Origin of the sequence: Candidatus Defluviilinea gracilis (genome assembly GCA_016716235.1) — a bacterium.
Classification (GTDB): Bacteria; Chloroflexota; Anaerolineae; order Anaerolineales; family Villigracilaceae; genus Defluviilinea; species Defluviilinea gracilis.
Genome location: JADJWS010000003.1, coordinates 122,341 through 135,993 on the forward strand (window position 1 = coordinate 122,341; position 13,653 = coordinate 135,993).

Consider the following 13,653-nt stretch of genomic DNA (forward strand, 5'->3'; position numbering starts at 1 on the left):
GCCTCGCTGGAATCTTTATATGCAACTCTAATAATGTCCCGGTCAATCCAAAACCAGTTCGATCGGGCAATGGTCGGAGCCTGGAATCCCATCATGGACCACGGCATCTTTGACCCGAGAAATCAGGGATTGGGAAATGAGGAAATAATCGATTCGCCAGCCTACGCCGCGCTGGCGGGCATTGAGTATGTTCGTCCACCACGTGTATTGGATACGATCGGGGTATAGATGACGATATATATCGACAAATCCGTGGTCGAGGAATTTCTGTATCCATGCCCGCTCCTCTGGCAAGAAACCCGAGGTTTTCTGGTTCGATTTTGAGTTCTTCAAATCCAATGACGTGTGCGCCGTGTTGAAATCCCCGGTCAGAATCAACGACTCCCCTCTTTTGCGCAGGTGCGCGCACACTTTTAAAAGAGACGCGTAGAAATCCAGCTTGAAATCCACTCGCTCCCTACCCCGAGTCCCGCTTGGAGCGTAGAGATTCAAAAGTCGGAAACCAGGATGAAGGGTGGAAATGACCCGTCCTTCCACATCAAAGCGCCGCCAACCTATTCCCAATGTCGATTCGAGAGCGGGAGACTTCATCAAAGTAGCCACCCCGCTATAACCGGCCTTGTCCGCTGGGTTCCAAACCGCGTGGTAGCCGGAAAAATTTCGTTGCTCAGGCGTCAGTTGATCGGGCCGCGCCTTGATCTCTTGCAAACAGACCAGGTCGGGCTTTTGATTCCACACCCAATCCAACGCTCCTTTTCGAAGGGACGCCCGCAAACCATTGACATTCCATGAGAGTATCTTCATAACCTTTGCTTTATGGTAAACTCTTTGAGAGATTTGGCGATGAACACAAAAGCAAAATCAATACTGTGCATTGAAGATGAAGCTGAAATGATCGACTTGATGCGGCTGATCCTGGGCCGCAGGGGATATGATGTCAAAGGAGCGATCAGCGGCATGGAGGGATTGAAGATGATCCGCGAGCACGCTCCAGACCTGATCTTGCTCGATTTAATGATGCCCGAAATGGACGGCTGGGAAGTATATCAGCAAATCAAAGCGGACGAAAAAATGAAGGGGACGCCGGTCATCGTGGTCACGGCGAAAGCGCAAAGCATCGACCGCGTGCTGGGGCTTCACATCGCCAAAGTGGACGACTACATCGCCAAACCGTTCAGCCCCCAAGAATTACTCACCAGTGTGGAAAAAGTTCTCAACAAACCCAAAGAGTGAACCAGCGCGCCAGGACGATCTTTTCAATCTTCATGCCCCGCCAAATTTACGTTCTCAATAAAACCAAGCCAGCAGACTCTCCTCACCCGCGCGTCTCATACTGCGACACCTTCCTCACCCAACTACGCGGATTCACCTTCCGCGCGCGCCTCTCGCCCGACGTGGGGCTGATTCTCGTTGGCAACCGAAACTCCCGCCTCGATTCGTCCATCCACATGCTGTTCGTCGCTTTCGATTTGACCGTGGTCTGGATCGACTCGAACATGGAAGTTGTGGATAAAGTCCTTGCGCGCTCATGGCGTCCCGCCTATTTGTCCAAACGACCGGCACAGTATGTGCTTGAAATCCATCCGCAGCGGTACGACGAATTCGCTGTTGGAGATCTTGTGGAATTCAAAGATGCCTGAACGCCTGGCGCGAATTTTATTCGCCGCGCTTTTTATTTTTATCGCATCGGTTCGCCCTGTTTCTGCGCAAACCGAGGGACCTGTTTACATTGTGCAACCCGGCGATACGTTATTTGCCATTGCGGGCAGGTTTAACCTTTCAGTCAACGATCTCATTGAAGCAAACCCATCTGTTGACCCGGGCAGTCTCGCGGTCGGGCAGGAACTCGTCATTCCAGGGCTGGAGGGATTGACCGGCAGACTGGAAACCGAAGTGGTGACCTTCGGCGACTCGCTGCGGAGTCTCCTCCGCAGGACGCAAGTTTCGAGCGATCACCTGAGAAGGCTGAACCACCTCATCAGCCCAAGCGAACTCTATGTGGGGATCAATTTAATTCTTCCGGTTCAGGACGATCAAGCCTCCTTCTCCTCGAGGCTTTCACCGGCGCCCGCCGAGTCACTGTTTGAAATGGCAATCAAACAAGGGAGCGATTCATGGACTCTGTCATCCATCAATAAACTGGGTGGAACGTGGGCGGCTTTGCCCGGCGATGTTCTGTATTCGCCCACCGTCAGTGGACAGCCATCGTCCAACGCCAGCGAGCTCCCATCGGGCATTTTGAGCGCGAGCATTTCCCCTCTTCCCATTCAACAAGGATCAACCGAAGTCATCCGCGTGCGCACCGCGGGAGACACCCCCGTTTCGGCAATACTTGTGGATAAGCCTTTGCAATTTTTCAGCGAGGACGGGGATCAGGTGGCTCTACAAGGCATCCATGCCCTGTTGGAACCGGGTCTGTATCCCCTGAAAATTCAAACGATCCTGTCGGATGGCAGCGCGCAGTCCTTTGAGCAAATGGTGGTTGTAACCTCGGGAAATTATTTTGAAGAAGAACTTATTGTCGATCCCGCGACGATCGACCCGTTGGCGACAGAGCCGGAAAATAACACCATCCTTTCGGTGGTGGCTCCAACTACGCCTGTCAGATATTGGAGCGGGCAATTCACAGCGCCCGCCGTGTACCCGGACCAATTCACCTCTTATTTTGGCACTCGGCGTATCTATCACGGATCGGGAACGGATCAGACAATTCAGGGATTTCACAGCGGGCTTGATTTCTCCGGCGGCGAAGGACTCCAGATCTTCGCGCCGGCTCCGGGTCGCGTGGTATTTGCCGCGCCATTAACAGTGCGCGGCAACGCGACGATCATTGACCACGGCTGGGGGGTATACAGTGGCTTTTGGCATCAATCCGAAATCTTGGTAAGTGTGGGAGACTTCGTCGAACAGGGACAGGTAATCGGCTTGGTCGGCGGCACGGGCCGAGTCACGGGACCGCACCTGCATTGGGAGGTGTGGGTAAACGGCGCGCAGGTGAATCCGTTGGAATGGTTGAATCAGGCTTACCCGTAGAAGATGCGTTGCGCTCCCCTTCTGTTTATGCTACACTACCTCGCAGAGTATTTATGAGGCGCACATGTCGAACCCGACCATTGTCACGTTCTTGAAGCAAAGCGATATTTTTTTTCAACTCACGCCAACTCAATTGGAACTGGTGGCAAACCTTTGCCAGGAAGCCACCTTTCAAAAGAACGACCTGGTCTTCAAGGAAAATTCGACCAGCAAGGAATTATATGTGATCGCCCAGGGCGAGGTGGATATTTTCGTTGACCCGGCGTTAGTCTCTGCGGAAGATGAGAGCCGCGAAAACCAGGTGATCGCCACACTGCGACGCGGGCAATCGTTTGGCGAAGTGGCGTTGGTAGACGAGGGCTTGCGATCTGCCTCCGCGTGCGCCACGCAAAACGATACTCGACTCTTGATTATTCCCCGCGACAAACTCGTCATGTTGTGCGAAACCTATCCGCAACTTGGGTATCGCCTGATGTACAATCTGTCTGCGGACCTTGCCATGAAGATCCGTAACACCGACTTGCGAATCCGCGAACAGTTGCTGTATAAACCGCAAGACAAAAACTAAGCGCTGGCGCAACCCCGCACACTTGACCCGATTCCGTATTTGTTTTACCATTAGAATACAATTAAGAAGAATAGTGATTACAGCCGCGAGAAACCAATTCTCCGGCTTTATTCTAAACAGACGTTGAAGATCACTTGCGAGGAGGTGATGCCGACCCATCTTAAGAGAGCGTTGTCCGCCTGGTTGTCGTATCCGCCTGAGGATACAATCTTCAATACCTACAATTTTCGGAGGAGTAAGTAAAAATGAAACGCTTACATGTTTTGCTTTCGGTGTTGGTGCTCTCAAGCCTGGTGTTCGTGGCTTGCACGCCTAAAGCCCCCGCATTTGAATGTACCGATGCGATCGGGTGTGTCGATATCGCGCCCGGCGATCCCATTCACTTCGCTTATATTCAGTCTGTCTCTGGCGCGACCGCCTCGCTTGGTGTGACCAATATCAATGGCGCCCAGTTGGCGATCGATGACAAGGGAGGCCAATTGCTCGGCCACCCGATTCAGTTCGACGGTGAAGATTCCCTCTGCAGCGCAGAAGGTGGTCAAGCCGCGGGCACCAAGATCGCTTCCGACCCGACCGTGGTCGCCATCCTCGGAACGACCTGTTCGAGTGAAGCCCGCTCGGCGATGCCGCTCATTGCTGACGCCGGCATGGTGATGAGTTCCTCATCCAACACCAACCCCGATCTCACCAACCCCGAACATCCCGATCACCACGCTGGTTACTTCCGCACCGCTCACAACGATCTGTTCCAGGGTCGCATTGCGGCGGAATTTGCCTACAATGAACTCGGTCTCAAAAAGGCCGCTACCGTTCATGACGGTTCCCCTTACGCCGATGGTCTGCGCAAGGTATTCGAAACCGTATTCACTGAATTAGGCGGCACCATCACATCATCGGAAGCAGTGAACGTTGGCGATACCGATTTCAAACCCGTGTTGACAACAATCGCGGCTGGCGGCGCGGAGATCATCTACTTCCCGATCTTCGAACCCGAAGGCAATTTGCTCGCTTCGCAGAAGTGCGAAGTTTCGGGCCTCGAAAACACCGCTCTGATGGGCGCGGATGGTTTGTTTACCTCCGGCTTTGCCGGCACCGCCGGGTCGTGCTCGGTTGGCATGTATTTGTCGAGCCCGTACGTCGCCGGTGATTCTGGCGCCCAGTTCCTTTCCAAGTACCAGGCAAAATTCGGTGAAGATCCCGCTTCCGGCTTCGGTCCTCACTCCTACGACGCGATGAACATCTTCTTCGCCGCGATCGAAAAAGTGGCTGTTGTCGATGAAGACGGCACCGTTCACATTGGCCGCCAGGCTCTGCGTGACGCCGTCTATGCCACCAAGGCTTTCCCCGGTTTGACCGGCAACCTCAGCTGCGACCCCAACGGCGACTGCGCCACCGGTGAAGCGCTTGCTGTGTATCAAATCACGCAAGCCATGGTCGATGGATCTGAAAATCTCACCACTTCCGTACCGATCTGGCAACCGTAAGGATTTTCGGTAGTGTAGACTGTAAGAAGTAGTTTTGAGCCGGGCGCGTTTCGATGCGCCCGGCTCATTGTTTATCTGCTACCGGGCGAAGCTCGATCACAACATATCAGGGCTTACGCAGTTGGCGGGCAGTTGTACTGCCGCCGCCGCAGCGCAACTACGGCGCAACAGGTTCAACTGCGTAAGTCCTACATAAATGAACCTTTGCCCGTCGGATCGTTTTCACAAGGAGCCAACGATTACAGCGTTTTAGATTTGGCAGGCAATGTATGGGAATGGGCGGCGGAGATGGGGATAGCAATGCGGCGGGAATCCGTTCCACGAACCGGCGTTGGGCGTCCCCAGGCGGGAATGATACCGACGATTTTCGGCGCGCAAAACCCTATTAGATTTTGACAAATGCACTATAATTGCGCATCAATTAGCCAGAAGAGTAACCATCTTTTTTGAGGAGAAGAGCGTATGAGGCAGAGATTCTTAAACCGTATCAATTTTACGGATATTGCTCTCGGTATCATCGGTGCGGCGTTGGTCGGTTTGATCGTGATCGGTTCGTTCAAAACGCTGGCAGAAGGAAATTACACAACAAGACAATGGCTCGATTTTGTTGTGTTCGGCATCGCCCAGGGGAGCATCTACGCGCTCATCGCCCTGGGGTACACGCTGGTATACGGCATTCTGCGTATGATCAACTTTGCCCATAGCGAAGTGTTCATGGCTGGTTCGTTTACCGCATACTTCGCCGCCGCATCCATGGCAAAGTCGGGATTTCTAGAAACGAATACCTTCGTCGCTGTTTTAATCTTGTTTGCCATCGCGATGCTCACATCGACCGCTATCGGCGTGTTGGTGGAACGGATTGCCTATCGCCCTCTGCGCCGAGCGCCCCGTTTGGTTCCATTGATTACAGCCATTGGAGCGTCGTTCGTCTTGCAATATATGTTCAAAGGCTTATATGGCGACCAGTTCAAGGCATATCCCGAAATCGAAACCCTCAAGGGAAGTTTTACGTGGGGTGATATCAATATCACAAAAGTCCAGGTCGTCGTTATCCTGTCTGCCGCGTTCCTCATGTTATTGCTGTTCCTCTACGTTCAATACACAAAAACCGGCAAGGCAATGCGCGCCGTCGCTGAAGACAAGGATGTCGCCGCGCTGATGGGCATCGATGTGGATGCGATCATCGTCCGGACGTTCGCGCTGGGCGCGGCATTGGCGGGCGCCGCCGGCATCTTGTACGCCATCACATTCCGCCAGGTCAACTTTTTCATGGGCTTTATTCCCGGCATCAAGGCATTCACTGCCGCCGTGCTCGGCGGCATTGGCAATATCCCGGGCGCGATGCTTGGGGGAATATTCCTGGGCTTATTCGAATCGATTGGACCGATCCTTTTTCTGGATGGCTTGAATGTTCCCGCCCCATACCAGTTGAAAGACGTGATCGCCTTCTCGATGTTGGTGCTTGTGCTCCTCTTCCGCCCTAGCGGTATTTTGGGCGAACGACTTTCCCGAACCAAGGCGTAAAGGCAGGAATTTCATGGAACAAGAAAATAACACCGTATGGTGGCTGAAAGCCATACAATTGGGCTTGATCGGCGGCGTCGTTGCGATCCTCGCTTCGTTGATCGGAATGGTCGAATCGTTCCACGCGAGAGACATTATCGCCGGGCAAATGTCGATGGGCGAAACGCTTTTATTGCTCATCCTCATCGGTTTTGCCTATTCATCATCACGCGACGCACAGGCGCCATTCTCCACGCGGGTTACATCCGGCGTCATCACCGGCGTTGCGACCAGCCTCATGATCGTTCTCTTCGTAATGCTAGGCGCCGTCGTCAACTTGCGGTCGATCTTTGTAAATGCCAGCCCCGCGCTTTACAAAATTCTGACTCTCGATATTTCCAACCCCACTCTTGCATACATCGCCGTTATTGTCGTTGGAGCCGTCGTCAGCCTTGCCGCGTCGCTCGTTCATGGCGCCACGCCATTTTGGAAACGGATCATCGTTTCGGGACTTTCTGTCGTGCTTTTGCTAGCCCTCTTGCAAGACTTGGTCCGCATCACGCTGACGCCCTTCCCTTTCGTTACATCAGCATTAGGCTGGATGTTTGGCAGGCGCGGACAGGAAGGACTTTCCATCCTTGGCGCCATTGTAGTATTCCTCATTGTGGCAGGCGTAATCTATAACGACGCAAAAAACGGCGCGGCGCGGCGCGCAAAACGCGACGCGTTACCAGAGGCAACCAAAAGAACACAGCGTTGGGTGAGGTGGGGATTGCTTGGGCTGTTCCTGCTAATCTGGCCCCAGATTGCAGGTCCCGTACTCAGCGATGTGACCAACTCGGTTGGGCTGTACATCCTCATGGGGCTTGGCTTGAACATCGTCGTGGGCTACGCCGGCTTGCTCGACCTCGGCTATGTTGCTTTTTACGCGCTGGGCGCGTTTACCATGGGCGTGCTCACCACAACCGGTGGCGAAATCTTCTTCGATGTCCGCTGGACGTTTTGGGAAGCGCTCCCCTTTGCAGTTATCGTCGCAGTGCTTGCGGGCATCATGCTTGGTATCCCTGTGCTTAAAATCCGCGGAGATTACCTCGCCATCATCACCCTCGGCTTCGGCGAAATCATCCGCATCATGTTCCTGTCGGATTTCCTCAAACCCTATTTTGGCGGATCATTCGGCATTGTGTCGATCGCCTCGCCCACCATCGGCGGGATTGTTCTGGACTCGTCGCAAACGCTGTATTACGTTATTCTGGCGGCGTGTTTCGTCGCTTTGTTCGTAGCCTACCGCCTGCGCGACTCGCGTATTGGCCGCGCTTGGAAGGCGATCCGCGAGGATGAAGATGTGGCGCAAGCCATGGGCATCAACCTCACCGCCACAAAACTTCTCGCTTTTGCAACCGGCGCGGCGTTCGGCGGACTGAGCGGCGCGATCTTTGCCGCCAAACTTTCCACAGTGTACCCGCATAGTTTTACGCTCATCACCTCGATCAATGTGCTGGCGCTCATCATCGTCGGCGGGATGGGAAGCCTGCCCGGCGTGATCGTGGGCGGCTTGTTACTGGCGGGTCTGCCCGAGCTACTCCGCGAATTCTCGGAATACCGCCTCTTGATCTTCGGCATCCTGCTCATCGTCATGATGCTCAACAAGCCGGAAGGCTTTCTGCCGGAAGCAGTGCACAAGCGCGAGTTCCATGAAGATGAAAATCTCAGCCACGCCGCAGGCGGCTAGGCAGGTATATAAAAATGGCAAACATACTTACCGCAGAAACAGTGACAAAACGCTTTGGCGGTCTTACCGCAGTCAACACTCTTTCCATCGAGATCCCTGAAAAGTCCATCTACAGTGTGATCGGGCCGAACGGCGCCGGCAAGACAACTTTCTTCAACTGTATCACTGGCTTCTATAAGCCGGAAGAAGGCGATATCGTTTTCAACGGACGCTCGATCCTGGGTCTTTCCTCCGACCAGATCAACATTCGAGGGATTTCGCGCACCTATCAAAACATCCGTCTATTCTCAAACCTGACGGCGATCGAAAACCTGCTGGTGGGTCAACACCCATTAATGAAAGCGACTTTATTCGGTCCCATCTTCGGGACGGCGGCAACCAAACGCGAAGAGAAAGCCGCCCTCGAGGAATCGTTGCGGCTCTTGAACTTCATCGGGCTGGCAAAAAAAGGCGACCTACTGGCGCGCAACCTTCCCTACGGAGATCAGAGGCGGCTCGAGATCGGGCGCGCGCTTGCCAGCAAACCCAAAATGCTCCTGCTCGATGAACCCACCGCGGGCATGAATCCTAATGAAACCGAAGAGATGACGAAGTTCATCCGCCACCTGCGCGACGAATTGGGGATCACCATCCTGTTGATCGAACACGATATGCGCGTGGTCATGGGCATCTCTGAAAAGATCACCGTGCTCGACTATGGCGAAAAGATCGCCGAGGGCACGCCCAAAGACATTCAAGGCAACCAACGCGTGATCGAAGCCTATCTCGGTCGCGGCACAGCCGGGCAAGTAAACCACTAAGCCGCGAGGAGAATATCACCATGGCAATGCTTGAACTCGATAATATTCACACGTATTACGGTAACATCCACGCGCTCAAAGGCATCTCGATCACTGTCGACAAAGGCGAGATCGTCACGCTCATCGGCGCGAATGGGGCTGGAAAAACCACCATCCTGCGCACGATCACCGGCTTGCTCAAACCGCGCGCGGGAACGGTCAAACTCAACGGCGAAGATATTGCCAGGCACAAGGCGAACGATATCGTCTACAAAGGGATCGCGATGGTCCCCGAAGGACGCGGCATCTTTGCCCGCCTCACCGTCACCGAAAACCTCGACATGGGCGCGTACAGCCGCAACTCGAAAACGGAATACGATACCGACATTCAACGTATCTTCAGCTTATTCCCGCGCTTGAAAGAACGCCGCAACCAGATCGCCGGCACACTCTCGGGCGGCGAACAACAAATGCTCGCCACCGGGCGCGCGCTCATGGCTCACCCCACCCTCCTGCTCATGGACGAACCCTCGATGGGTCTCGCGCCGGTGCTGGTGGAGTTGATCTTTGAAACCATCCAACAGATCAACAAAGAAGGCGTGACCGTCTTACTCGTGGAGCAAAACGCCCTCATGGCGCTCTCCATCGCCAACCGTGGCTATGTATTGCAATCTGGCGTGATCGTGTTGCAAGACGCCGCCGAAGCCCTCAAAAAAGACCCCACCGTGCAAAAGGCATATCTGGGGATGGAGTAACCGTTCGCCTCAAAGACAAAGCGCAGAGGAGAATCCATCCCCTCTGCGCTTTTTGCTACCACCACGCAATGCCCTGTTATCATAGGAAATAACTCATGCTCATCCTCAATGCGACTGAAGTTCGACAAGCCCTGCCGATGAACACTGCCATAGCCGCCATGAAGGACGCCTACGCCTCTCTTTCCGACGGGACGGCTGTCGCGCCATTGCGGACTCGTCTCCCCATCCCCAGCCGCGACGCGGTCAGCCTGTTCATGCCCGCCTACATGAAAAAAGATTCCACCGAAGCGCTCGCAGTCAAAGTCGTGTCGTTGTATCCATCCAACCCCCCGCGCGGACTCGCCTACATTCAAGCCGCAGTGTTAGTCTTCGACGCGGAGACAGGTCGCGCGATTGCGTTGCTCGAAGGAAGTTCCCTCACCGCCATCCGCACTGGCGCAGGGAGCGGCGCGGCAATTGACCTGCTCGCGCGCAAAGACAGCAAGGTTGTCGCCATCTTCGGCGCGGGACCACAAGGGAAGACCCAGCTCGAAGCCGCGTGTTCCGCCCGCAACATCGAAACCGCGTTCATCTATAATCCAACCACATCAAAAGCAGAATCGTTCGTTGAAGAAATGGCTGGGCTTGGAAATATTCCCAAAGACATCCGCGTGGCAAAGACTCCCAAAGAAGCCATCGAAAACGCGGACATTATCTGCACAGCGACAGGCTCGAAGAAACCCATCTTCGATGATAAAGACGTAAACACAGGAACGCACATCTCCGCCATCGGCGCGTACACGCCCGAGATGCAGGAACTCCCCATCGAAACCGTCGCGCGCTCTCGCATCGTTGTCGATTCGCGCGCCACTGTCATGGACGAGGCTGGCGACATCGTCAAAGCCATGAAAGCGGGGTTGATCACCGAGGCGAGCATCCATGCCGAACTTGGCGAGATCGTTTTGGGAACACACTCAGGCAGGCAGGCGGACGACGAGATCACCTTCTTCAAATCCGTTGGCAACGCGGTTCAAGATGCCGTCGCCGCGCAAGTCGCGTTAAAAAATGCTCATGCCATGAAGCTTGGCGTTGAAGTAAAATTTTAGAAAATCAGCCACAGAGCGCACAGAGACCTTTGAGTTTTTCTTCAGAATCCCTACGCTCTCTGTGACAGAGAAAAAAATGCCCTCTGCAGAAATCATCACCATCGGAACGGAAATTCTCCTCGGCGAGATCGTAGACACGAACACGCGGTATATCGCGCGCGTCTTGCGCGGCATGGGCGTGAACTTGTTCCGCACCATCACCATCGGCGATAACGTCGAACGGATCGCGGAATCCATCCGCAACTCGATGCGCCGCGCGGAAATTGTCATCACCACGGGAGGCTTGGGTCCGACCATTGACGACCCCACCCGCGAAGCGGTGGCGCGCGCGGCAGGCGTGGAACTCGAATTCCGCGAAGATTTGTGGGAACAGGTCGTCGAAAACATTTCGCGCTACGGGCGCAAGCCCTCCGAGAATCAAAAAAAGCAAGCCTACGCCCCCAAAGGCGCGATTGGGATCAAAAACCCCGTCGGCACCGCGCCGTGTTTTATTGTGGAGACCCCCCTCCAACTCCCCCCATTTTCGGAGAACATGGGGGGAGAGAAAGAGGGGGGTGTTGTCATTTCCCTGCCCGGCGTCCCCAACGAAATGGAACACGTCCTGCACGAGTCGGTGATTCCATATTTACAACAACGGTTCAACCTCAACGAACTCATCAAAATCAAAATCTTGCATTGCGCGGGCTTGGGCGAAGGATTGATCGACGAGAAGATCGCCGATCTCGAAACGTTGAGTAACCCGACGGTCGGTCTCGCCGCGCACACCGGCGTTGTGGACATTCGCATCGCGGCAAAAGCAAAAGATGAAACGCAAGCGGATGAAATGATCGCGACGATCGAACAAGACGTGCGCGCGCGGCTCGGGGAGGTGGTCTTCGGGGCAGATGAAGACACACTGGAAGACTCCGCTCTCCAAGCCGTGGCAAGCCGGGGCTGGAGTCTGACCGGGTTGGAATCCAATTTGAACGGTTTGCTTGCGCGAAAGATCTCGCGCACCACAATAGTCTCCAATCTCCAGGTTCCCAATCTCATCGAAACCCTTCGCGCCGCGCGAAACGAATCCAAAGCCGATGTCGCGCTGGGGGTCATGATCAATATCGAAGACCGCTCAGCGGATATGGCGCTCATCACACCCGAAGGCGAAAAGACGCACCATGTCACCTATGGCGGACCTCCGCGCAGTCTGCCGATGTGGTCGGTGAATCTTGCGCTCGATTGGATGCGCCGCCGGGCAATGGAAAATGCTCGATGAAACGAGGCACATCGGCGCGCGTTTGGGTGTATTCAATCTGGATCGTGAATGGAGTGATATTGCTGTGCCTGCTCGCCGGGGCGGCATTCTATTTGACCGACCAGACGGTGGAAGCCGTGGCGCCCAGCCAGCCAACAAAGTTCGCCCCCGCCTCGGAAGCCGCGCCGACAACCTTCTTTTTACCGACGCTGACGGCATTCCCAAATTTCACGCCGTATGTGTTTGAAACGTCGACGCCGTTTGTGCTCAACAACGGACCTGCGCCGAACGTTATCGGTTATTCAGTTGCGGGCTATCCTCTCGAAGCGTACAAATTCGGAAACGGCGAACGCGAATATTTGATCGTGGCGGGCATCCACGGCGGCTACGAATGGAATACAATTGCGCTGGCAAACGAATTGATCGAACATCTTAGCAAAGACCCGGGCGCGATTCCATCGGATGCGACCCTGTACATTATCCGCAACATGAACCCCGATGGCGAAGCCCGCGCCCACGGCGTGGACGGGCGCGTCAACAATAACGGCGTGGATTTGAACCGCAACTTCCCCAGTGAAAATTGGTCCGCCGACTGGGACCGCGACGGCTGTTGGATCTATCGCCCCACCACAGGCGGCTTGTACGGCGGTTCGGAACCTGAAACGCGTTCCGTGATGAGTTTCATCGAGGGGCAAAACATCACCGCATTAATTAGTTATCACAGCGCCGCGCTGGGAGTCTTCCCCGGCGGCGTGCCATGGACTCAAGAATCAAAGCAACTTGCCAAAGCATTGGCAAAAGCGACGAATTATCCATACCCCCCGGTGGACACTGGGTGTGTGTACACAGGCACACTCGCCGATTGGGCGGTCGAGAACGGCGTCGGCGCGGCAGTGGACATGGAATTGCGCGACCACAAGAACACCGATTTCGCCGCAAACTTGAAGGCGTTGAAGGCATTTTTGAATTTTGTTCCGTAACCACATCCGCACGGAGCGGAGTGCCGAGTGCAAGTCGAAGTGGTGCGATTGGTAGTGAACCGTCCACGAATAAAGACCACGAATTTACGAATGTCGGCAAATCAATTCGTTTATTCGTGCGCATTCGTGGACGGTCACCGATCCGCCAAATGAATAATGTCAAACCAGAGGAAATTTTGCATAAGGTGAGTTGGAAACATCATTCAAATGCAGGAAGATGTATAATTAGCAAAAGTGATTAGGCAATGAAAATTACTTTCGACATGAATGTTGACGCCCTCTACCTTGAATTCCTGCACCTCGAAGCAGGGCAAGCGGAAACGCGCCAATTAACCGAAGAAATTCTCGCCGATTACGGTCCCGACGGTACACTAGCGGGCTTGGAAATTCTCGATGCCCATCGCGTGCTGTCACAGACCTCAGGTCGCGTGATCTTTGAGATCGAACCCGCGCTTGTCACAGCAAGCCCGCAATAGAAATACGATCGGGCGGCAGAGATGCCG

Annotated in this window: 15 protein-coding genes; 14 read left to right on the forward strand and 1 reads right to left on the reverse strand. The window is 54.5% G+C overall.

Going from position 1 to position 13,653, the window contains the following annotated elements:
- Positions 1-42: 42 nt before the first annotated feature.
- Positions 43-804, reverse strand: coding sequence for an exodeoxyribonuclease III (xth, locus tag IPM31_14365; protein ID MBK9008163.1), 762 nt, complete (start codon positions 802-804; stop codon positions 43-45).
- 39 nt (positions 805-843) lie between these two features.
- On the opposite strand from xth, the gene IPM31_14370 reads away from it, so the two are divergent.
- The 14 genes from IPM31_14370 (at position 844) to IPM31_14435 (ending at position 13,626) form a co-directional block, all read left to right on the forward strand.
- Positions 844-1,233: a response regulator gene (locus tag IPM31_14370; protein MBK9008164.1), complete on the forward strand. Its 390-nt coding sequence runs from the start codon at positions 844-846 to the stop codon at positions 1,231-1,233.
- Between the two features lie 32 nt (positions 1,234-1,265).
- Positions 1,266-1,640 carry a DUF192 domain-containing protein gene (locus IPM31_14375; GenBank protein ID MBK9008165.1) on the forward strand — a complete coding sequence of 125 codons (375 nt, stop codon included), beginning with the start codon at positions 1,266-1,268 and terminating at the stop codon, positions 1,638-1,640.
- Positions 1,633-3,033 carry a peptidoglycan DD-metalloendopeptidase family protein gene (locus IPM31_14380; GenBank protein ID MBK9008166.1) on the forward strand — a complete coding sequence of 467 codons (1,401 nt, stop codon included), beginning with the start codon at positions 1,633-1,635 and terminating at the stop codon, positions 3,031-3,033. The genes IPM31_14375 and IPM31_14380 overlap by 8 nt, the downstream gene beginning before the upstream one ends.
- A 64-nt stretch (positions 3,034-3,097) precedes the next feature.
- Entirely contained in the window at positions 3,098-3,601 is a 504-nt protein-coding gene (locus IPM31_14385) for a cyclic nucleotide-binding domain-containing protein (protein ID MBK9008167.1), read from the forward strand.
- 245 nt (positions 3,602-3,846) lie between these two features.
- Positions 3,847-5,085 carry a branched-chain amino acid ABC transporter substrate-binding protein gene (locus tag IPM31_14390; protein MBK9008168.1) on the forward strand — a complete coding sequence of 413 codons (1,239 nt, stop codon included), beginning with the start codon at positions 3,847-3,849 and terminating at the stop codon, positions 5,083-5,085.
- A 132-nt stretch (positions 5,086-5,217) separates the two neighbouring features.
- Positions 5,218-5,481 carry an SUMF1/EgtB/PvdO family nonheme iron enzyme gene (locus tag IPM31_14395; GenBank protein MBK9008169.1) on the forward strand — a complete coding sequence of 88 codons (264 nt, stop codon included), beginning with the start codon at positions 5,218-5,220 and terminating at the stop codon, positions 5,479-5,481.
- Between the two features lie 66 nt (positions 5,482-5,547).
- Positions 5,548-6,609, forward strand: coding sequence for a branched-chain amino acid ABC transporter permease (locus tag IPM31_14400; GenBank protein ID MBK9008170.1), 1,062 nt, complete (start codon positions 5,548-5,550; stop codon positions 6,607-6,609).
- 13 nt (positions 6,610-6,622) lie between these two features.
- Entirely contained in the window at positions 6,623-8,320 is a 1,698-nt protein-coding gene (locus IPM31_14405) for a leucine/isoleucine/valine transporter permease subunit (protein ID MBK9008171.1), read from the forward strand.
- A gap of 14 nt (positions 8,321-8,334) precedes the next feature.
- Positions 8,335-9,120, forward strand: a complete 786-nt coding sequence (locus IPM31_14410) for an ABC transporter ATP-binding protein (GenBank protein ID MBK9008172.1) — start codon at positions 8,335-8,337, stop codon at positions 9,118-9,120.
- A gap of 20 nt (positions 9,121-9,140) precedes the next feature.
- Positions 9,141-9,854: an ABC transporter ATP-binding protein gene (locus tag IPM31_14415; GenBank protein ID MBK9008173.1), complete on the forward strand. Its 714-nt coding sequence runs from the start codon at positions 9,141-9,143 to the stop codon at positions 9,852-9,854.
- A 95-nt stretch (positions 9,855-9,949) separates the two neighbouring features.
- Positions 9,950-10,939, forward strand: a complete 990-nt coding sequence (locus tag IPM31_14420) for an ornithine cyclodeaminase family protein (GenBank protein ID MBK9008174.1) — start codon at positions 9,950-9,952, stop codon at positions 10,937-10,939.
- A 76-nt stretch (positions 10,940-11,015) separates the two neighbouring features.
- Positions 11,016-12,191, forward strand: coding sequence for a competence/damage-inducible protein A (locus tag IPM31_14425; protein ID MBK9008175.1), 1,176 nt, complete (start codon positions 11,016-11,018; stop codon positions 12,189-12,191).
- Positions 12,188-13,150, forward strand: coding sequence for a succinylglutamate desuccinylase/aspartoacylase family protein (locus IPM31_14430; protein MBK9008176.1), 963 nt, complete (start codon positions 12,188-12,190; stop codon positions 13,148-13,150). The genes IPM31_14425 and IPM31_14430 overlap by 4 nt, the downstream gene beginning before the upstream one ends.
- A gap of 263 nt (positions 13,151-13,413) precedes the next feature.
- Complete coding sequence (locus IPM31_14435) at positions 13,414-13,626, forward strand: DUF2283 domain-containing protein (protein MBK9008177.1); 213 nt, start codon at positions 13,414-13,416, stop codon at positions 13,624-13,626.
- Positions 13,627-13,653: the final 27 nt, after the last annotated feature.